Source organism: Streptomyces sp. NPDC001599 (genome assembly GCF_042893535.1).
Taxonomy (GTDB): domain Bacteria; phylum Actinomycetota; class Actinomycetes; order Streptomycetales; family Streptomycetaceae; genus Streptomyces.
Window position 1 is genome coordinate 334,511 of record NZ_JBIAVA010000005.1, and the last position, 18,383, is coordinate 352,893.

General features: G+C 72.7%; 19 protein-coding genes. 9 read left to right on the forward strand and 10 right to left on the reverse strand.

The features are described from left to right. Position 1: 1 nt before the first annotated feature. Positions 2 to 895, reverse strand: coding sequence for an SDR family oxidoreductase (locus ACFYZ3_RS16380; protein ID WP_388517544.1), 894 nt, complete (start codon positions 893 to 895; stop codon positions 2 to 4). A gap of 91 nt (positions 896 to 986) precedes the next feature. Here ACFYZ3_RS16380 and ACFYZ3_RS16385 point away from each other — a divergent pair, with 91 nt between their 5' ends. The 7 genes from ACFYZ3_RS16385 to ACFYZ3_RS16415 all read left to right on the forward strand — a co-directional run bounded on the left by ACFYZ3_RS16385 (position 987) and on the right by ACFYZ3_RS16415 (position 7,705). Next, positions 987 to 1,679, forward strand: coding sequence for a TetR/AcrR family transcriptional regulator (locus tag ACFYZ3_RS16385; protein WP_388517547.1), 693 nt, complete (start codon positions 987 to 989; stop codon positions 1,677 to 1,679). 497 nt (positions 1,680 to 2,176) lie between these two features. Continuing rightward, positions 2,177 to 3,811: an ATP-binding protein gene (locus ACFYZ3_RS16390; RefSeq protein WP_388517550.1), complete on the forward strand. Its 1,635-nt coding sequence runs from the start codon at positions 2,177 to 2,179 to the stop codon at positions 3,809 to 3,811. 2 nt (positions 3,812 to 3,813) lie between these two features. Continuing rightward, a complete protein-coding gene (locus tag ACFYZ3_RS16395; RefSeq protein WP_388517553.1) occupies positions 3,814 to 4,236 on the forward strand; it encodes a roadblock/LC7 domain-containing protein in 423 nt (140 codons plus the stop codon). Continuing rightward, positions 4,233 to 4,586 (forward strand): DUF742 domain-containing protein, encoded by a 354-nt coding sequence (locus ACFYZ3_RS16400; protein WP_388517556.1) that lies wholly within the window; start codon positions 4,233 to 4,235, stop codon positions 4,584 to 4,586. The genes ACFYZ3_RS16395 and ACFYZ3_RS16400 overlap by 4 nt, the downstream gene beginning before the upstream one ends. Before the next feature lie 82 nt (positions 4,587 to 4,668). Then, entirely contained in the window at positions 4,669 to 5,238 is a 570-nt protein-coding gene (locus tag ACFYZ3_RS16405; RefSeq protein WP_388517888.1) for an ATP/GTP-binding protein, read from the forward strand. Continuing rightward, the gene (locus ACFYZ3_RS16410) at positions 5,235 to 6,467 is read left to right on the forward strand and encodes a cytochrome P450 (protein WP_388517559.1); all 1,233 of its coding nucleotides are present in this window, start codon (positions 5,235 to 5,237) and stop codon (positions 6,465 to 6,467) included. Before ACFYZ3_RS16405 ends, ACFYZ3_RS16410 begins: the two co-directional genes overlap by 4 nt. Before the next feature lie 11 nt (positions 6,468 to 6,478). Beyond that, positions 6,479 to 7,705, forward strand: a complete 1,227-nt coding sequence (locus tag ACFYZ3_RS16415; protein WP_388517562.1) for a cytochrome P450 — start codon at positions 6,479 to 6,481, stop codon at positions 7,703 to 7,705. Between the two features lie 66 nt (positions 7,706 to 7,771). Here the strand turns inward: ACFYZ3_RS16415 and ACFYZ3_RS16420 are convergent, their stop codons facing one another. Together ACFYZ3_RS16420 and ACFYZ3_RS16425 are read right to left on the reverse strand one after the other, a co-directional pair. Then, positions 7,772 to 8,245: a carboxymuconolactone decarboxylase family protein gene (locus ACFYZ3_RS16420; protein WP_360999748.1), complete on the reverse strand. Its 474-nt coding sequence runs from the start codon at positions 8,243 to 8,245 to the stop codon at positions 7,772 to 7,774. A gap of 102 nt (positions 8,246 to 8,347) precedes the next feature. Further along, the gene (locus ACFYZ3_RS16425) at positions 8,348 to 9,232 is read right to left on the reverse strand and encodes an alpha/beta fold hydrolase (protein WP_388517565.1); all 885 of its coding nucleotides are present in this window, start codon (positions 9,230 to 9,232) and stop codon (positions 8,348 to 8,350) included. 159 nt (positions 9,233 to 9,391) lie between these two features. On the opposite strand from ACFYZ3_RS16425, the gene ACFYZ3_RS16430 reads away from it, so the two are divergent. Further along, on the forward strand, positions 9,392 to 9,694 hold the full coding sequence (locus ACFYZ3_RS16430) for a hypothetical protein (protein ID WP_356858487.1): 303 nt from the start codon (positions 9,392 to 9,394) through the stop codon (positions 9,692 to 9,694). A gap of 15 nt (positions 9,695 to 9,709) precedes the next feature. Here the strand turns inward: ACFYZ3_RS16430 and ACFYZ3_RS16435 are convergent, their stop codons facing one another. From ACFYZ3_RS16435 to ACFYZ3_RS16445, 3 genes are all read right to left on the reverse strand, one after another. Beyond that, positions 9,710 to 10,069, reverse strand: a complete 360-nt coding sequence (locus ACFYZ3_RS16435) for a VOC family protein (protein WP_003975921.1) — start codon at positions 10,067 to 10,069, stop codon at positions 9,710 to 9,712. A gap of 46 nt (positions 10,070 to 10,115) precedes the next feature. After that, positions 10,116 to 11,621, reverse strand: a complete 1,506-nt coding sequence (locus ACFYZ3_RS16440; protein ID WP_388517568.1) for an MFS transporter — start codon at positions 11,619 to 11,621, stop codon at positions 10,116 to 10,118. Between the two features lie 83 nt (positions 11,622 to 11,704). Beyond that, on the reverse strand, positions 11,705 to 13,099 hold the full coding sequence (locus ACFYZ3_RS16445) for a DUF445 domain-containing protein (protein WP_388517571.1): 1,395 nt from the start codon (positions 13,097 to 13,099) through the stop codon (positions 11,705 to 11,707). A 198-nt stretch (positions 13,100 to 13,297) separates the two neighbouring features. Between ACFYZ3_RS16445 and ACFYZ3_RS16450 the strand changes: the two genes are divergently transcribed. Further along, complete coding sequence (locus ACFYZ3_RS16450) at positions 13,298 to 14,662, forward strand: SGNH/GDSL hydrolase family protein (RefSeq protein ID WP_388517574.1); 1,365 nt, start codon at positions 13,298 to 13,300, stop codon at positions 14,660 to 14,662. A 33-nt stretch (positions 14,663 to 14,695) separates the two neighbouring features. On the opposite strand, the gene ACFYZ3_RS16455 is transcribed toward ACFYZ3_RS16450, so the two are convergent. From ACFYZ3_RS16455 to ACFYZ3_RS16470, 4 genes are read right to left on the reverse strand one after another with little or no spacing between them, the layout of a single operon-like run. After that, positions 14,696 to 15,523, reverse strand: a complete 828-nt coding sequence (locus ACFYZ3_RS16455) for a DUF1707 domain-containing protein (RefSeq protein WP_388517577.1) — start codon at positions 15,521 to 15,523, stop codon at positions 14,696 to 14,698. Between the two features lie 33 nt (positions 15,524 to 15,556). Next, a complete protein-coding gene (locus tag ACFYZ3_RS16460; RefSeq protein ID WP_388517580.1) occupies positions 15,557 to 16,615 on the reverse strand; it encodes an ATP-binding cassette domain-containing protein in 1,059 nt (352 codons plus the stop codon). Positions 16,616 to 16,620: 5 nt separating this feature from the next. Next, entirely contained in the window at positions 16,621 to 17,472 is an 852-nt protein-coding gene (locus ACFYZ3_RS16465; RefSeq protein ID WP_388517583.1) for an ABC transporter permease, read from the reverse strand. Continuing rightward, entirely contained in the window at positions 17,465 to 18,271 is an 807-nt protein-coding gene (locus ACFYZ3_RS16470) for an ABC transporter permease (protein WP_388517586.1), read from the reverse strand. The genes ACFYZ3_RS16465 and ACFYZ3_RS16470 overlap by 8 nt, the downstream gene beginning before the upstream one ends. Positions 18,272 to 18,383 lie beyond the last annotated feature (112 nt).

Below are 18,383 nucleotides of genomic sequence, written 5' to 3' on the forward strand. Positions count from 1 at the left end.
ATCAGCCCGCGGACGACGGCCCGTCCGGCGCCTGCCGCAGCGCCTCCCCCAGCACCTCCCGCATTCCGACGGGCTCCCGGCCCAGCAGCGCGGCCAGCGTCGGGTCGGTCGTGGCGAACTCGCCGGCGCGGGCGGCGGCGAAGATGCCGAGGAACTGGTCGGCGTACTGCTCGGGGACGCCCTGGGCCAGCAGCTGGTCGCGGAAGGCGGCCTCGGGTGCGGTGCTCCGCGTGAACTCCCGGCCCGTCACCTCGGTGGCGAGGGCCGCGATGTCGTCGAAGGTCAGTGCCCGCGAGGCGGTGAGGGGCGGTGTCGGCCCCTCGATGCGGCCCTCGTCGGCCAGGACGGCGGCGGTCGCCTCGGCGAGGTCGGCGTGCGTGGTCCAGGCGACCGGGCCGTCCGCGGGGAGCCGGATCTCGCCGGTCTCCAGGGCGTGGCCGAGGAAGCGCGTCGCGCTGGCGGCGTAGAAGCCGTTGCGCAGTGAGGTGAAGGGGACTCCGCAGCCGCGCAGGATCTCCTCGGTGGCGGCGTGGTCGCGGCAGGCCTGGAAGTGGGACGCCACGCCGGCGCCCATCTGGCTGGTGTAGAGGATGCGGCGGGCGCCCGCCGTGACGGCCGCCTCGATCGCGGTGCGGTGCCGCTTGACGCACTCCTCGCCCAGTTTGTCCACGGAGACGACGAGGACCTGGGAGGCGCCCTCGAAGGCGTGGGCGAGGCTCTCGGCGTCCGTGAAGTCGCCCCTGCGCACCCGCACCCCTCGGTCGGCGAAGGCCCGCGCCCCCGGGTGGCCCGGGTCGCGGACACTAACGCCGACCTGCTGCGCCGGTACGCGGGCGAGCAGGTGCTCGACGATCCGACTGCCCAGCTGTCCGGTGGCTCCGGTAACGATGATCATGACTCGCTCCAAGATTCTGTTTCCAGTGGAATCACTTCTACGGTAACAGCGATAATCACGATGGCAACACCAAACCGGTATCGTTGGCCGCATGCCCTCTCGTTCCGACCAGACCCGGCAGCGGGTCATCGAGGCCGCCATCGGCCTGCTGACGCGCGGCGGCCGCGACGCCGTCACCACGCGGGCGGTCGCCGAGGCGGCGGGGCTTCAGCCGCCGGCCATCTACCGGCTGTTCGGCGACAAGGACGGGCTGCTCGACGCGGTCGCCGAGCACGGCTTCGCGAGCTTTCTCGCCACCAAGCACGTCGACCCCGATCCGCCGGATCCCATCGAGGACCTGCGGGACGGCTGGGACCTGGCGGTCGAGTTCGGTCTGGCCAATCCCGCGCTGTACACGCTGATGTACACCGAACCGGCGCGGACGGGTTCGGCCGCCTTCAAGGCCGGCATGGAGATCCTGATGGCCCGCATGCGGCGGCTCGCCACCGGCGGATGGCTCCGCGTGGACCAGGAGCTGGCGGCCCAGATCATCCACGCCACGGCACGCGGCGCGGTGCTCACCTGGCTGTCCCTGCCCGAGGACCGGCGCGATCCCGCTCTGTTCACCACCCTGCGCGAGTCCATGGTCGCCGCCGTCACCCACGAACGTCCTGCCGTGCGGGACGCCGGCCCCGAGGGCGCCGCCCGCGCGCTGCGCGCCTCCCTCCCCGAGCAGACGGTGCTCAGCGAGGCGGAGCAGCGGCTGCTCGGCGAGTGGCTGAAGCGCCTCTCCGACAACGACTGAGCCTTTACCAGGACTCCGTCCGGCGGGCCAACTCCCTTTTCAGCCACAGTGGTTCGGTCCTCATCGGCGCATTTTTCGCGCCAAAGCCCCGGCGCTTCCAGGCCGTGATCACGAGTCCGGCACCGTGCATCAGCACAACGTGAGCACAAGCGGTATGGTCCCCTTCCGTATGCCGAACGCCGGTCGCGGATACGGGAGTTCGAGGCGCCTCGGGACGCACGGTCCCGCTCCGTCTCGAGTCCGCGTCATCGGCACCCCCTGCTCGTACCGGCCCTCGTACCGGCCCTCGCCTGTTCCCGGGAGATCCATGTCGTGCGCCTTCGCCGTCGACCGCGTCGCTGCCGACTCCGCGGCACGGGACGACCGTGGGAGACACCGGTCCGCTCCGGCCTGTTGAGAGCCCGGTCGTCATCGGGCCGGCCGGCGCCCCGCCCCTGCGCGCCGGCCCGCCTCGGCCACCTCGCCCACACCGACGGCTTCCGATCCGTGAGGACCTGATGACTGAACTGATAGTGACCGCCACCGCCGTGCTGGCGGTGGCCGGAGCCGGGGCCGCGTGGTACTTCCGGCGCAAGGCCGAGCAGGCCCGGCGCCGTGGTGAGCAGCTGCGCGAGCACGCCGACCGGCTGACCCTGCAACTCGTCGCGGCGGAGCAGTGCGTGGGACACCTCGCGGCCACCGTGATCCCGGCGGCGGCGAAGGGCGGGCCCGGCGGCGCGGGCCCCGAGGGCGGTCTGCTCGTGCCGGCGCAGCTCGACGGGACACCGCTCGCCGAGCGGCTGCGTGCCGTGCCCGGCGCGGTGGCCTCGGCGGTGGGCGACGTACGGACCGAGGAGCGGGCGGCCGCCGAACGGGCCGCGGTCCACGCCGCCGAGCGGCTACGGCAGGACACCGAGCGGCAGATCGCCCAGGCCCGCCGCGAGTCCGTCGGCGTGGCCCGGGCCGCCGTGCGCGGCTTCGCCAACAACGTCGTGGCCCGCTCCGCACGGCTCGGCCGGGCCGTCAGCCAGGGCGTACGGCGGCACATCTCGGACGAGGCGTACGCGACGCTCGTGGAGATCGACCACCTCACGCAGCAGATGCTGCTCACGGCGTCGGGGTACTCCGTGCTCGCCGGGGACAAGCTGTCCCGGCGCTGGCCCGCCACCACGCTGACCGACATCGTGCGCGCGGCCATGGGCCGGATCGAGGGCTACGAGCGGATCAAGCACCCCGAGATGGGGTCCGTGGTGGTCGAGGGCCGCGCCGTGGAGGCGGTCGTGCACGCGCTCGCCGTACTGCTGGACAACGCGCTGCGCTACTCGCCGCCCGCCGCCAGTGTCCACGTCTCGCTGGAACAGGGGCACCACGCGTGCTTCCTGATCGTGGACGACGCGGGACTGCGCATGGACGACGAGCGGCTGCTGTGGGCCAGTGACGTGATGTCCGGCGAACAGCGCGACGACATCACACGCCTGGGCGCCCACCCCCAGACGGGGCTGCGCGTCGCGTCCCTGCTGGCGGAGAACTACGGCTTCCGCGTCGAGCTGACCGCGCCCAACATCTACCAGGGGACCCGGGCCATGGTCGTCCTGCCGAAGAACCTGATCGTCGACCCCGCGGTGGCCCAGCCGGTACCGAGGCCTGCCGCCCAGGCGCCCCAACCGGCCCAGGCAGCCCCGGCGGTCCCTGCGGCTTCGGTGGCGCCCGCGGCACCGGTGGTCCCTGCGGCTCCTGTGGCCGCCCAGGTGACCCAAGCGGCTCCGGTGGCCCAAGCGGTGGCCGCGTCCCCCGTCGCGCCCGATGCAACCGTGGCGTCCGCCGCGGCCGCCGAGCCCGCCGCTGCGCCTGCGGCTTCCCCCGGCGGAGCCCCGGCCGCAGGAGCCGTATCCGACCCAGCCACCTCCACGCCCACCTCCACACCCACCTCCACCACCGCCAGCGGCCTGACCGTCCGCCGGCGTTCCGCCGCGCCCGCCCCCGCGCGGCGCCCGGCCGCCCCCGACGACACCGAGCCCGGGCGTCCCGCCGTCGCCGCCGCCTGGGCGGCCGGGACCCGCCGCGGCCGCGACGGGGAGCAGCCCTCGCCGACCCCCACCCACACCGCCGCCCGCACCACCCCCCACGACGCCGCTGACGACGAAGGACACTGATCGTGCAAGACACACACACCAACGGCCTGGGCTGGCTGCTGGACCAGGAACTCGGCAGCGTCGAGGGCGTCCGGTACGCCGTGCTGATGAGCAGCGACGGACTGCTGAAGGCCCGTACGCAGACGATCGGCCAGGACGACGGGGAGAAGTTCGCCGCGCTGACGGCGGCGCTGCGCGCGGCGGGCAAGGCCTGGGACGAGTTCACCGGCGGCGCGGGGATGCGGCAGCTGCTGATCGAGTCGGTCGGCTGCATCGGCCTGACGACGACCGCCGCCAAGAACACCATGCTGTCGGTGTGCACGACCGGCCCCGACGCCGACGTCGGGCTGATCTCGCACCACATGGTGCGGCTCGCCACCCGGGTGGGACACGAGCTGGCCACGGAGGAGCGCGTGCCGGTCGCGGACGGCGGCCAACCGGTATGAGCGGGCCGCGGCGCGATCCCGACATGGTCCGGCCCTACGTCCGCACCGGGGGCCGGATCCGCGCGCGCGAGGACGTGCGCCTGGAGAGCGTGGTCATCGCCGCGACCGGCCCCACGGACACCCTCGGCCCGGACGCCCGCCGGGTGATGCGGCTGTTCGCCGGCGCGGACGGCGGCCTGGCCGTCGCCGACATCGCCGCCGCGCTGGAGCTGCCGCCCTCCACGGTGCGCATCCTCGTCTCCTCGCTGATGGACTCCGGCCACCTCTCCAGCCCGGTCGCCGCGCTCGACGACCAGCCCGACTTCGACCTGTTGCAGGAGGTACTCCGTGGACTTCGCTCCATGGTCTGACCGGACCGACGGGGCCGACGGGGCCGACGGGGCCGACGGGGCCGAGCGGTCCGACCGGCCCGTCACCTACGTCCCGGCCACGGTGACCCGGTCCGCCAAGATCGTGGTCGCGGGCGGCTTCGGCGTCGGCAAGACGACGCTGATCGGCAGCGTCTCGGAGGTGCGGCCGCTGCGCATGGAGGAGCCGATCACGCAGGCCAGCGCCGGTGTGGACGATCTGCGCGGCACCCCGCACAAGACGACGACCACCGTGGCGATGGACTTCGGCCGCATCCACATGGCCGGCGGACGGCTCGCGCTGTACCTGTTCGGGCTGCCGGGGCAGTCCCGCTTCCAGCCGCTGTGGGAGGACCTCGCCGAGGGCGCCCTCGGCTGCCTCGTCCTGGCCGACACCCGCGACCTCGACGCCTCCCACGACGCCCTCGGCCTGCTGGACGGCGCGGGCATCCCGTACGCCGTCGCCATCAACACCTTCCCCGGATCACCGAGTTATCCCGATGCCGAGCTGCGCGAGGCGCTGGCCCTGGAACCGGCCACGCCGCTGACGTACTGCGACGCCCGTGACCGCACCTCCTCCCTGCACGCCCTGATCACGCTCACGGAGTACCTCTCCGAGCACCGTTCAGCCGCCCTCCTGGAGTCCCGCCGATGACGTTGCCCTCCACCGAGACCGCGCCGGCGAGCGGTCCCGGCCGGATCGCCCTGTACGCACCGGAGTTCGCCGCCGACCCGCACGCCGCCTACCGGAGCATGCGCCGCACCCACGGTCCGCTCGTCCCCGTCGACCTGGCGCCCGGCGTCCCCGCGACCCTGGTGATCGGCTACTACCAGGCCCGCCGCATCCTGAACGACCCGCTGCACTTCCCGGCCGACCCCCGCGCGTGGGAGAAGCTGATCCCGGAGACCTGCCCGGTGCGGCCGATGATGGAGTGGCGGCCCAACGCGCTGCGCTCGGGCGGCGCCGAGCACGCCCGCTACCGGTCCGCGAACACCCACGCCATCGACCAGGTCGACCAGCACGGGCTGCGCGCCCTCGTCGAGCAGGTCGCCTCCGACGCCATCGACGGGTTCCGGGGCGTCGGCTCGGCCGACCTGCTCACCCAGTACTCCTTCCCCATCGCCTTCCGCGTGCTGAGCGCGCTGCTCGGCTGCCCGGACGAGATCGGGCAGCGCATCGCCGACGGCATGGCGAAGATCTTCGACACCACCAACGCCGAGCAGGGCAACCTGATCCTCGCGCAGGCCGTGTCCGACCTGGTGACCCTGCGCCGGACCCACCCCGGCGACGACATCACCTCCCGGCTGACCCTCCACCCCGTCGAGCTGACCGACGAGGAGATGAGCCATCAGCTCGTCACGCTCTACGGCGCCGGGATCGAACCCATGACCAACCTGATCAGCAACACGATCCTGAAGATCCTCACCGACGAGGAGTTCTCCGCGGACCTGCACGCCGGGCTCTCCACGGTGCGCGACGCGCTCGACGCCGTGCTCTACACCGACCCGCCGATGGCGAACTACTGCATCTCCTACCCGCCGTACCCCATCGACGTGGAGGGCGTGCTGCTGCCCGCCGACCAGCCGGTGGTGATCTCGATGGCGGCCGCGAACAACGACCCGGCGCTCACGGAGGGCGTGCCGCAGGGTCAGCACGGCGGCAACCGCGCCCACCTGGCGTGGAGCATCGGTCCGCACACCTGCCCGGCCCGCTCGCACGCCTACCTCATCGCCGAGACCGCGGTCACCCACCTCCTGGACGCGCTGCCGGAGACGGACCTGGCCCGCCCGCTCGCCGAACTGGCCTGGCGTCCGGGCCCGTTCCACCGCGCCCTCGAATCCCTGCCCGTCACCTTCCCCGCCGCACAGCCCGCCGCACACTAAGGAGCCAGGTCATGGCGACCCAGCAGCCCGCCCTCGTCCTCGACCCCACCGGCGCCGACCACCACGCCGAACACCGCACCCTGCGGGAGGGCGGCCCGGCCACACGGGTCGACGTCCTCGGGGTCGAGGCCTGGTCGGTCAGCGACCCCGTCCTCCTCAAGCAGCTGCTCACCAGCCCCGACGTCTCCAAGGACGCCCGGGCGCACTGGCCCGCCTTCGGCGAGGTCGTCACCACCTGGCCGCTGGCCCTGTGGGTGGCGGTGGAGAACATGTTCACCGCGTACGGGCAGGGCCACCGCAAGCTGCGCCGGCTGGTGGCGCCCGCGTTCAGCGCCCGCCGGATAGCCGCGATGCGCCCGGCCGTCGAGTCGATGGTGACCGGGCTCGTCGACCGGCTCGCCCAGCTGCCCGCCGGTGAGCCGGTGGACCTGCGGCAGGAGCTGGCCTACCCGCTGCCCATCGCGGTGATCGGTCACCTCATGGGCGTGCCCGAGGACCGGCGCGACGGCTTCCGCGCCCTCGTGGACGGCGTCTTCGACACCACCCTGGACCAGGCCGAGGCGCAGGCCAACACCGCGCGGCTGTACGAGGTGCTCGACCAGCTCATCGCGGCCAAGCGCGCCACGCCGGGCGACGACATGACGTCCCTGCTCATCGCCGCGCGGGACGACGAGGGGGACGGCGACCGCCTCTCCCCCGAGGAGCTGCGCGACACCCTGCTGCTGATGATCAGTGCCGGGTACGAGACCACCGTCAACGTCATCGACCAGGCGGTGCACACCCTGCTGACCCGCCCCGACCAGCTCGCGCTGGTCCGCAAGGGCGAGGTCACCTGGGCGGACGTGGTGGAGGAGACGCTGCGCCACGAACCGGCGGTCAAGCATCTGCCGCTGCGGTTCGCGGTGGCCGACATCCCTCTGCCGGACGGGCGGACCATCGCCCGCGGGGAGGCGATCCTCGCCTCGTACGCCGCGGCCAACCGCCATCCGGACTGGCACGAGGACGCCGACACCTTCGACGCGACCCGCACCGTCAAGGAGCACCTGGCCTTCGGCCACGGCGTCCACTTCTGCCTGGGCGCACCGCTGGCCCGCATGGAGGTGACGCTCGCGCTGGAGAGCCTCTTCGGCCGCTTCCCGGACATCCGCCTGGCCGACCCGGCCGAGGAGCTGCCGCCCGTGCCCTCCCTGATCAGCAACGGCCACCAGCGGCTCCCGGTCCTGCTGCACGCCGGCTGAGCGGCGGGCGACGGGACCGGGCGGCCGGGACCGGGCGGCCGGGACTGCGGCTGAGGGGTGCCGGCTTCAGCCGAACATCCCCGGCTCGTAGTCGCCGGCCGGCTGCTGGGTGATGACGTTCAGGCGGTTGTAGGTGTTGATGACGGCGATCAGCCCGACCAGGGCGGTGAGCTGCTCCTCGTCGTAGTGCTTCGCCGCGTTCGCCCAGGCCTCGTCGGTGACGCCGCCGGAACCGTCGGCGAGTCGGGTGCCCTGCTCGGTCAGTTCGAGGGCGGCGCGCTCCGCGTCGGTGAACACCTTGGCCTCCCGCCAGGCGGCGATCAGGTTGAGGCGCAGCGAGGTCTCCCCCGCCTTCGCGGCGTCCTTGGTGTGCATGTCGAGGCAGAAGCCGCAGCCGTTGATCTGGCTGGCGCGGATCTTGACCAGCTCCTGGGTCGCGGCCGGCAGCGCCGAGTCGCCCACGGCCTTGCCCGCGGAGTTGATGTGCCGCAGCAGCTTGCCGGCGAGCGGGTTGGTGAAGAGGTTGAGACGCGCTTCCATGGTGGATTCCTCCGTCGTTGCCGTGTTGGTCGTACACAGCTACGACGGACGCCGGCGGCGCGATGTGACAGGCCGCGCCATGGCTCACCTGTGACCTGCGTCTCACCCGTTCGAAGCAGTGCGTTCCAGCAGTCGGCCCAGCGCCCGCGTCACGGCGGCCGGGCGTTCGTCCATCACCCAGTGGCCCGCGTCGTCCAGCATCGTCAGCTCGGCGCGGGGCACCGACCCGGCCAGCCCGGTCGCGATCGCCGGGCTCAGGTACGGGTCCGCGCGGCCCCAGACGACGGCCGTCGGGCAGGTGATGCCGGACAGCCGACGGCGCAGCTCGGGGCGGGCCGGGGTGCGGTACTCGCCGAAGTAGTGGAGCAGCCAGCGGCGGCCCTCGGGCGTGTCCATCCAGTCGACGTAGCCGTCCAGGACGCGGGCGTCGAGGTGGCCGGCGCGCACGAGCGGCGCGAAGGAACGGCGGTGGAGGGCGGCGTACGGCAGGTGCCGTGCCGGGCGGCGGAGCAGGGGGCTGCGTCCGGCGAGGCCGAGGAGGCTGAACACGGTGTACCAGCGGCGGGTGAAGGTGGCGTGCGCGCGGCTGTTGAGGAGCGCCAGCCTGCGCACCCGGCCCGGGTGGTTCTGGGTGAAGCCGAGGGCGAGGAAGCCGCCGTAGTCGTGGCCGACCAGGTTCACCGAGTCCAGGTCCAGTGCGTCGAGGAGCCGGCCGACCCGGGCGACCTCCGTGTCGTAGTCGAAGGGCAGGTGGAGGGGGCGGTCGGAGGCGCCCCAGCCGAGGAGGTCCGGTGTGACGACCCGGTGCCGGTCCGACAGGGCCGGGACCTGGTGGCGCCAGCAGTGGTGGTCGGCGGGGTAGCCGTGCAGGAGGACCACGGGTTCGGCGCCGGACGGTCCCGACTCCCAGCAGGCGACGCGGGCGCCGTCCACCGCGACCGTCCGGGGGCGCGGCGGGTCGTAGGTGCGGGGGCGCTGCGCGGTCATCGGTCTCCTCCGGGTGCTCGTCTCCCCCAACGGAGCGGATACCCGGAAGTGTCGCGATCAGGGCTCGGTGTTCGGCCGAAAGGGGCGGGGATTAGCCTCGGTCCCGACAAGTCGGTACGGCCGGAGCAGGTCCGGCCGCGGTCGGATCGGGAGGCAGAGATGGCGAGGGTTCCCAGCGCGGTGGTCGCCGCGGGCGGTCTGGTGGGCGGGTACGGCGTGGCCCGCTGGACGAAGAAGCGGCAGCTCGGCGGGGCCGTGCTCGCCGTCGCCGGGGCCGCCGCCGCGCAGCAGTGGCGGGCCCGGGCCGGCGGGAAGGCCGCGGGTGCGCTGACGGCGGCGTACGTCGCCGGTTTCGCGGGGTCGCACCCGCTGGCCAAGAAGGTGGGCGCCTGGCCCGCCGTGTTCGGTGTCGCGGGTGCCGTGGCGCTGGCCTCGTGGGCGGTCGCCGACCGGCGTTCCTGAGCGCGGTGGCGCGGGTCAGGCGTGGTGGGTGAGCACGTTGATCACCCGGCCGTTCGGGTCCCGTACGAAGAAGCGCCGTACGCCCCACTCCTCGTCCTGCGGCTCCCGGACGATCTCCGCGCCCGACGCGACCACCTGGGCGTAGACCGCGTCGACGTCCTCGACCTCCACGCTCAGGTCGGGGACGACGGGCGCCGTGCGCTCCTCGGTGAAGAGGCTGATCTGGGCGGTGGGGTTGGACGGGGAGGCCAGGGTCGTCACCCAGCCCATGTCCATGACCTCCTCGAAGCCGAGCAGGCCGTAGAACTCGCGGCTCGTGTTCCACTGGCCCTCGGCCTCGACATGGATGTTGGGGACGATTCTGCGGATGCTCATCGGATCTCCTCGACGTCGGTGCCCCATCGGGCCGGCGTGCGTGACGCTACGCGGTCTTCGCGCCGGGGCCCGGCGAATCCGGTACCGCCGTCGACAGCGGCTCCGCGATGTCCTCCAGGGAGCGGCGTTCCGCCTTCACCGCCAGGAACGCCGCGACCAGGCCCGCCGCGCACATCAGCCCGGCGCCGATCTGGAAGGCCAGGACCGTGTCCCCGACCACGCCGGACTCGGTCAGGTCGGCGAAGAGCAGCGGGCCGCTGATGCCGCCGGCGGCGGTGCCGAGGGCGTAGAAGAAGGCGATGGCCATGGCGCGGGTCTCCATCGGGAAGATCTCGGAGACCGTCAGGTAGGCACTGGAGGCGCCGGCCGAGGCGAAGAACAGCACCACGCACCAGCAGGCCGTCATGGTCGTCGCCGTGAGCGAGCCCCGGTCGAAGAGCCAGGCCGTGCCGAAGAGCAGGATGCCGGAGATCAGGTAGGTGCTGGAGATCATGATCCGGCGGCCGACGGTGTCGAAGAGGTGGCCGAGCAGCAGCGGCCCGCAGAAGTTGCCCGCGGCGATGACGGCGAAGTAGTAGCCGGTGCTGCCGGTCGGCACGTCGAAGAAGGTGATGAGGATGGTGCCGAAGCCGAAGGTGATCGCGTTGTAGAGGAAGGCCTGGCCGATGAAGAGGGACAGGCCGAGGACCGCGCGGCGCGGGTAGCGGCGGAAGACGGTCTTGGCGATCAGGCCGAAGCCGATGGACTTGCGCTGGTGGATGGTGATCTCACCGGCCGGCGGCGGCAGCTTCTCGCCCTTCTCCCGCTCGATCTCCCGTTCGACGGAGGAGACGAGTCTGTCGGCCTTCTCGCCCTGGCCGTGGATGAACTGCCAGCGTGGGCTCTCCGGGACGTGCCGCCGCACCAGCAGCACCACCAGGCCCAGGACCACACCGAGGGCGAAGCTGAGCCGCCAGCCGACGTCCTTGGCGAAGATGCCGGTGTCCAGCATCACGATCGACAGCAGGGCGCCGCCGATCGCGCCGAGCCAGTAGCTGCCGTTGATGATGAGGTCGACCCGGCCCCGGTAGTGGGACGGGATCAGCTCGTCGATCGCGGAGTTGATCGCCGCGTACTCGCCGCCGATGCCGAAGCCGGTGAGGAAGCGGAAGAGGAAGAACCACCAGGACTCGAAGGAGACCGCGGTCAGCGCGGTGGCCGCCAGATAGACCACCAGCGTGATCATGAACAGCTTCTTGCGGCCGTGCCGGTCGGTCAGCCAGCCGAAGAACAGGGCGCCGGAGCAGGCCCCGGCCACGTACAGGGCGGCGGCCAGGCCGGTGATCTGGGCGGAGCTGATGTCCAGGCCGCTGCCGTCCTCGGCGATGCGTCCGGCGACGTTGCCGACGATCGTGACTTCCAGGCCGTCGAGGATCCAGACGGTGCCCAGGCCGATCACGATCATCCAGTGCCAGCGGGACCACGGCAGCCGGTCCAGGCGGGCGGGGACGGCCGTGGTGACCGTCCCGGTGGAGGCGGGCACCGAGCCCGACGACGACGCTTGTGCTGTCATGGCACCCCTCCGGCGGCTCTCCGTCGAGCGAACGCCTCACGTGTGCCCGACGCCGCAGAGAACACGCCCGCGGCGCCGGGAGGCTACGCCCCCAGGATGCGGGAGACCGTGTAGATCAGCAGCCCGGCCAGTGAGCCGACCACCGTGCCGTTGATCCGGATGAACTGGAGGTCGCGGCCGATGTTCGCCTCGATCTTCTTCGTGGTGTGCTCGGCGTCCCAGCCCGCCACCGTGTCGGTGATCAGCGAGGTGATCTCCTTGCGGTAGGTGGTCACCACGTACACCGCGGCGCCCTCCACCCAGCCGTCGACCTTGGCCTGCACCTTGGCGTCGGAGGCCATCCGGGCACCCAGGGAGAGCAGCGAGGCGCGCACCCTGAGCCGCAGTTCGCTGCGCTCGTCCTCCGCCGCGGAGACGATCATGGACCGTACGGCCGTCCAGGCGGACGCGATCAGATCCTGGACCTCGCCGCGGCCCAGCACCTCGGTCTTCAGCCGCTCCACCCGCGCCCGGGTCTCCGTGTCGGACTGGAGGTCGGCGGCGAAGTCGGTGAGGAAGCGGTCGAGGGCGCCGCGCGCGGGGTGGGCGGGCATGTCGCGCATCTCGGTGACGAAGCGCAGCAGCTCCTTGTAGACGCGGTCGCCGATCTTCCGGTCGACGAACCGGGGGGTCCATCCGGGCGCCCCGCCCTGTACGGCGTCCATCACGGAGTCGCCGTGCAGGATCAGCCAGTCGTGGGCGCGGGAGACGATGAGGTCGACGGCGCGCTTGTGACCGCCGTCGGAGACGACCCGGTCCAGCATCTTGCCGATGCCGGGCGCGATCTCCTGCGCGTCGGCCCGGCGCGTGATCGCCTCGCCGACCACCGCCTGGACGTCGGAGTCGCGCAGCACGGTCAGGGCGCCGCGCAGGGCGGCGGACAGCTCGGCCGTCACCCGGTCGGCGTGCTCCGGTACGGCGAGCCAGGCGCCGAGGCGGCTGCCGATGCCGACGGCGCGCAGCCGCTGGCGCACGACGGCCTCGGAGAGGAAGTTCTCCCCGACGAACTCGCCCAGCGAGACGCCCAGCTGGTCCTTCTTCTTCGGGATGATCGCCGTGTGCGGGATGGGGATGCCGAGCGGGTGGCGGAAGAGCGCGGTGACCGCGAACCAGTCGGCGAGCGCGCCGACCATGCCGGCCTCGGCGGCCGCCGACACATAGCCCGCCCAGGCGCCCGCGCCCCGGTGGGCGGCCCACTCGGCCAGGACGTAGACCAGGGCGACGAAGAGCAGCAGACCGGTGGCGGTGAGCTTCATCCGGCGCACGCCGCGGCGCTTGACCTCGTCGGCGGGGCTGAAGGAGGTCATCGCGCGGTCGCGGACCGCACCCGCACCCGCACCCCGGGTGTCCGCCCCCGCGGCCTCCCCGACACCCCCGGCACCTCCGGAACCACCCGTATCCCCCGCGCCTTCGGGAAGTTCCGCCTTCGTGCGTTCCATCCGCTCCACCGTTCGCTGATACGTCCCTCACACATTGTCCCTTCCTGACCGACTCCCGGAACGGAACACAAGTTCCCGGCGTCTGTCCGGGAGGGGGAACGCCCGCGGCTTCTGCGGCCTTTCCTCCGCCCATGACGCATCATGGGTTCATCGGACCGGAGCCTCGGGGCTCCCCTCGCCCGAGGAGAACAGCACAGCATGACCCGGGGTCGTGACGGGGGTGCGGGGGCGCCCCCCACCAAGCACCGTGCCCTGCTCGCGGCGATCGTCACCCTGATAGTGGCGATCTCCGCGGCCATATACGCCGGAGTGTCCGCGGACGACGGCACCAGGGACCACGCGCTGCAGGCCGGAGGCCGTCTCCCGCGAGGGGACGCCGCCCCCGCCTCCACGGGTGCCTGGGTGGGCGCCTGGGCCACCGCACCGGCCGGGGCCGAGCCGGGCACCGGGACGACCGGCATGGCGGGCCGCTCCGTGCGCAACGTCGTGCACACCTCGGTCGGCGGCACCAGCGCGCGGATCACCCTCTCGAACCTGTACGGGCAGTCGCCGCTGACCGTCACGCACGCCTCGATCGCGCTGGCGGCGGGGCCCGACACGGCGGCCGCGATCGCCGACACCATGCGCCGGCTCACCTTCGGCGGCAGCGCCCGGGTGATCATCCCGGCCGGCGGCCAGGTGATGAGCGACACCGCCCGCCTCGCCATCCCCTACGGGGCGAACGTCCTGGTCACCACGTACTCCCCCATCCCGTCCGGGCCGGTTACCTACCATCCGCAGGCCCGGCAGACCAGCTACCTGGCCGACGGCGACCGCACGGCGGACGTCACCGCCGCCGCGTACACCACCCCCACGCCGTACTGGCGCTACCTGACCGCCCTCGACGTGCTGAGCCACGAGGCCGACGGCACGGTCGTGGCGTTCGGCGACTCGATCACCGACGGCGCCCGTTCCGAGTCCGACGCCAACCACCGCTGGACCGACGTCCTCGCCGCCCGGCTGCACGAGGCCGCGGGCGCCGGCCGGGACACGCCCCGCTACAGCGTCGTCAACGAGGGCATCAGCGGCAACCGGCTCCTGACCAGCAGGCCTGGGCGGCCGGCCGACAACCCGAGCGGGCTGAGCCGGTTCGAACGGGACGTGCTGCAACGCACCAACGTCAAGACCGTCGTCGTCGTCCTCGGCGTCAACGACATCCTGAACAGCCCGGAACTCGCCGACCGCGACGGCATCCTCACCGGCCTGCGCACCCTCGTCGACCGGGCGCACGCCCGGGGACTGCGGGTCGTCGGCGCCACGATCACGCCGTTCGGCGGCTACGGCGGCTACACCAAGGCCCGCGAGGCGATGCGGCAGGAGGTCAACGAGGAGATCCGCTCCGGCCGGGTCTTCGACGCCGTGGTCGACTTCGACAAGGCCCTGCGCGACCCGTACGACCCGCGCCGGATGCGCTCCGACTACGACAGCGGCGACCATCTGCACCCCGGCGACAAGGGGTACGCGCGCATGGGCCAGGTCATCGACCTGGCGGCACTGAAGGGAGCGGCGCGGGTCAAGGCGTAGCGGACCGGCCGGGGCCCGGGGCGGGGGCGGCGCTCAGGTGTCCCGGCGCCGCTCGCGCTCCCGTTCCAGCTCCCGCTCGCGGCTGCCGCCGTGCAGGTCGTGCAGACCGTCGAGGCCGTGGCTGTCGTGGCGGGAGGCGTCCAGCTCCGCCCGGCCCGAGCCGCGCTCCAGCCGCTCCCGCTCCCGATCCTGGCGGCGCTCCAGCTTCTCCTGGCGGCGCTCCTCCTTCAGCCGCTGCCGCTCGGCCCGCGTCACCTTGCGCTCGACACCGACGCCACCCCAGAAGGCGAAGCCCGTCACGATCACGCGCGGGGCGCCCGGGTCCCCGAGCACGCCCTCCTCGCTGTGGTCGAAGCCGCCCATGAAGCCGATGCCGCGCACGACCACCTCGACGCCCGGCGGCACGACCACGTTCATCCCGCCCATGATCGCGACGCAGTTGATCACGACCTCGCCCGCCGCGAAGTCCGCGTCGCGCAGGTCGATCTCCCCGCCGCCCCAGAACGCGAAGCAGTTGAACCGCCTCGGCACCGTCCAGCGCCCCTTGCGCTGGAAGCCGGACATCACGGCGACCGCCCAGGTCGACGAGCCCTCGCCGCCGGTGATCCGGCCCGCCCAGCTCCCGTCCCGCTCGGGCTCCTTGGTCATCGACACCCGGGGCGCGGCGCCCGCCCCGCCGACCGGCAGGTCCCGGGTGATCGGCGCCAGGTCCCCGTACGTCCGCGCGCTGTAGGTGGCGTCCAGCCGCTCCTCGAACTCGGCCATGTCCAGGCGCCCCTCGGCGAGGGCGTCGCGCAGGACCTCGGCGACTCGTTCGCGGTCGGCGTCGGATGCGCGGAGTTCCGGGGCGTCGTCGGTCATGTACAGCAGCCTACGAGGTCACCGCGCCGGACACTACGCGCCCGCGCGTTCCGCGTACATCTTCGCGATCACCGACTCGATGTCCGGCTCCCGCACCGACAGGTCCACCAGCGGATACCGGGCCGCGATCCCCGCCACCAGCCCGGCCGCCGACGCCGACGCCGGGAACGCCAGCCACTGCCGCGGCCCCTCCACCCGCACCACCCGGGCCGGCTCCGGCGCCTCGATCGGCGGCAACTCCCGCTCCAGGTCCACCACCAGGGTGCGTTCGCTCTCCCCCGCCTCGTGCAGACCGTCCAGCGGGCCGTCGTACATCAGCCGCCCGTGGTCGATGACCATCACGCGCGAGCAGAGCTGCTCGATGTCCTGGAGGTCGTGCGTGGTCAGCAGCACCGTCGTACCGCGCTCGGCGTTCAAGTCCCGCAGGAAACCCCGCACCTTGGCCTTGGACACCACGTCCAGGCCGATCGTCGGCTCGTCCAGGTACAGCACCTCCGGGTCGTGCAGCAGCGCAGCCGCGATGTCGCCGCGCATCCGCTGCCCCAGGGAGAGTTGCCGCACCGGCACGTCGAGCAGCTCCTGGAGCTGGAGGAGTTCGACACAGCGGTCCAGGTTCTCGCGGTAACGGGCGTCCGGGATGCGGTACATGCGGTGCATCAACCGGTAGGAGTCGATCAGCGGCAGGTCCCACCACAGCGTCGTCCGCTGCCCGAACACCACCCCGATGCGGTGCGCCAGCCGGACCCGCTCCCGGGACGGGTCGATGCCCGCCACCCGCAGCCGGCCGCCGCTCGGCGTCAGGATGCCGGTGAGCATCTTGATCGTCGTCGACTTCCCCGCGCCGTTCGGGCCGATGTAGCCGACCATCTCGCCGCGCGACACCGTGAACGACAGCCCGTCCACCGCCCGCACCTGACGCCGCTCCCGCTTCAGGAAGCCCGTCTTCTTGCGCACGTCGAAGACCTTCTCGACGCCGTCCAGCTCGATGAAGGCCGCGGCGTCCGCCTCCCTGCCCGTCACGGTCTCCGTCTCCGCCGTTTTCGCCGTTTCCGCCGTTTCCGCCGTTTCCGCCGTCTCAGCCGTTTCCGTCATCTCCCTCAGCTCCCCGTACTCCGGTACGAACGCAGGCCCACCCGCCAGGCCAGGCCCGCCAGCGCACAGCAGGCCGCGGCCGCGAGCGGCGGCGTGAACGCCACCCACCCGGGCAGGTCCAGCGGATACGGCCGCCCCAGCACATAGCTCGCCGGCAGCCAGTTCACGAACGCCAGCGGCAGCACGAACGTCGCCCCGCGCACCAGGTCGAGCGCGAACACGGTCGGCGGGTACTGGAGCATCGTCGTGCCGCCGTAGGTGAAGGCGTTGGCCACCTCCGAGGCGTCCTGCGCCGCGAACTGGAACGCCCCCGCCGCCACGAACACCGCGCAGAAGATCCCCGCCCCGCTGACCAGCGCCACCGGCAGCAGCAGCACCTTCGCCGCCGTCCAGTCGATGTCGACGACCACCAGCGCGTACCCGAGCACCAGCAGCCCCTGCACCACCCGGCCCAGACGGCGCAGCGCGAACCGGTCCGCCGCCACCTGCGCCAGCACCGGCGCCGGACGCACCAGCAGCGTGTCCAGCGTGCCGTCGCGCACCCGGCGGCCCAGCCGCTCCATGGAGCCGATCGCCAGGTCGGCCAGCCCGAACGACACCCCCGACAGCCCGTACAGGAACGCCACTTCGGGCAGCGAGTAGCCGCCCAGCGCGTCCACCCGGGAGAACATCAGCAGGATCGCCACGAAGTCCAGCGCGGTCATCGCGAAGTTCCCGAACGCCGTCAGCACGAAGGACGTCCGGTACGCCATCGTCGACCTGATCCACATCCCGGCGATCAGCCCGTACGCGCGCACCCCCTCGACGACGCGACCGCGCCGTACCACCGCCCCGGCCGCCCCGGCCACCTCAGCCACCCTGGACCACCACCCTTCGCGTCGCCGCCGACTGCACCAGCCGCCCCAGCGCCAGCAGCGCCACCGCCCAGGACGCCTGGAACAGATACGTCCCCAGCGGATCCGCCTCCCCCAGCAGCACGTCCGCCGGGCCCTGGAGCAGCGACGACCACGGCAGCGCCCGCACCACGTCGCCGAGCACCCCCGGGAACACGTTCAGCGGCAGCAGCATCCCCGAGCAGAACAGCCCCGCCAGCCACGCCATCTGCGTCACACCGGTGCCGTCGAGCAGCCAGAACGCCGACAGCGCCACCAGATAGCGCAGCGCGAAACCCACCACCATCGCCAGCACCACCGTCACCAGGAACGCCGCCCACACGGACACCTCCCGCGGCAGCGCCACCGGGAAGAACAGCGACCCGAACACGAACGGCACCACCCCGCGGCCCAGCAGCTGGAACACCGCCCGCCCCACGTCCGCCGCCAGCCACCACAGCTGAAGATCCGCCGGACGGTACAGATCGACGGCGACGTCACCCGTACGGATGCGCTCCATCAGCTCGTCCTCGAACCCGCCGCCCCCGATCGCCAGCGCCGCCAGCAGCGCCTGCCCCAGCCACACGAACGTCACGGCCTGCGCCTGGTCGTATCCTCCGAGCTGCGGTTTCTCGTCCCACAGGGCCAGATAGGTGTAAACCAGGATCAAACCGAAGACCGTGTTGGTGAACACCCCGGCGGCGGTGGCCGCCCGATACGTCGCGTACCGTCGGAATCCCCCCGCCGCGACGGCGACGTACAACCGCCCCGAGCCCGCACTCACAGCCCTTCCCTTCCGACCGGCACCAAAGCGCAGGAGCCTAGTGCGCCCACGGGGGCCCCTGCCACGGAATTTCACGGGTGTGCCGTCGAGTGGGAACGGAACCCGCGGTGCG

Bases quoted from the DNA above. Each gene is read 5' to 3' on its own strand.
- ACFYZ3_RS16380 (WP_388517544.1), bottom strand. From the start codon at position 895: ATGATCATCGTTACCGGAGCCACCGGACAGCTGGGCAGTCGGATCGTC.
- ACFYZ3_RS16385 (WP_388517547.1), top strand. From the start codon at position 987: ATGCCCTCTCGTTCCGACCAGACCCGGCAGCGGGTCATCGAGGCCGCC.
- ACFYZ3_RS16390 (WP_388517550.1), top strand. From the start codon at position 2,177: ATGACTGAACTGATAGTGACCGCCACCGCCGTGCTGGCGGTGGCCGGA.
- ACFYZ3_RS16400 (WP_388517556.1), top strand. From the start codon at position 4,233: ATGAGCGGGCCGCGGCGCGATCCCGACATGGTCCGGCCCTACGTCCGC.
- ACFYZ3_RS16410 (WP_388517559.1), top strand. From the start codon at position 5,235: ATGACGTTGCCCTCCACCGAGACCGCGCCGGCGAGCGGTCCCGGCCGG.
- ACFYZ3_RS16415 (WP_388517562.1), top strand. From the start codon at position 6,479: ATGGCGACCCAGCAGCCCGCCCTCGTCCTCGACCCCACCGGCGCCGAC.
- ACFYZ3_RS16420 (WP_360999748.1), bottom strand. From the start codon at position 8,245: ATGGAAGCGCGTCTCAACCTCTTCACCAACCCGCTCGCCGGCAAGCTG.
- ACFYZ3_RS16425 (WP_388517565.1), bottom strand. From the start codon at position 9,232: ATGACCGCGCAGCGCCCCCGCACCTACGACCCGCCGCGCCCCCGGACG.
- ACFYZ3_RS16430 (WP_356858487.1), top strand. From the start codon at position 9,392: ATGGCGAGGGTTCCCAGCGCGGTGGTCGCCGCGGGCGGTCTGGTGGGC.
- ACFYZ3_RS16435 (WP_003975921.1), bottom strand. From the start codon at position 10,069: ATGAGCATCCGCAGAATCGTCCCCAACATCCATGTCGAGGCCGAGGGC.
- ACFYZ3_RS16440 (WP_388517568.1), bottom strand. From the start codon at position 11,621: ATGACAGCACAAGCGTCGTCGTCGGGCTCGGTGCCCGCCTCCACCGGG.
- ACFYZ3_RS16445 (WP_388517571.1), bottom strand. From the start codon at position 13,099: ATGGAACGCACGAAGGCGGAACTTCCCGAAGGCGCGGGGGATACGGGT.
- ACFYZ3_RS16450 (WP_388517574.1), top strand. From the start codon at position 13,298: ATGACCCGGGGTCGTGACGGGGGTGCGGGGGCGCCCCCCACCAAGCAC.
- ACFYZ3_RS16455 (WP_388517577.1), bottom strand. From the start codon at position 15,523: ATGACCGACGACGCCCCGGAACTCCGCGCATCCGACGCCGACCGCGAA.
- ACFYZ3_RS16460 (WP_388517580.1), bottom strand. From the start codon at position 16,615: ATGACGGAAACGGCTGAGACGGCGGAAACGGCGGAAACGGCGGAAACG.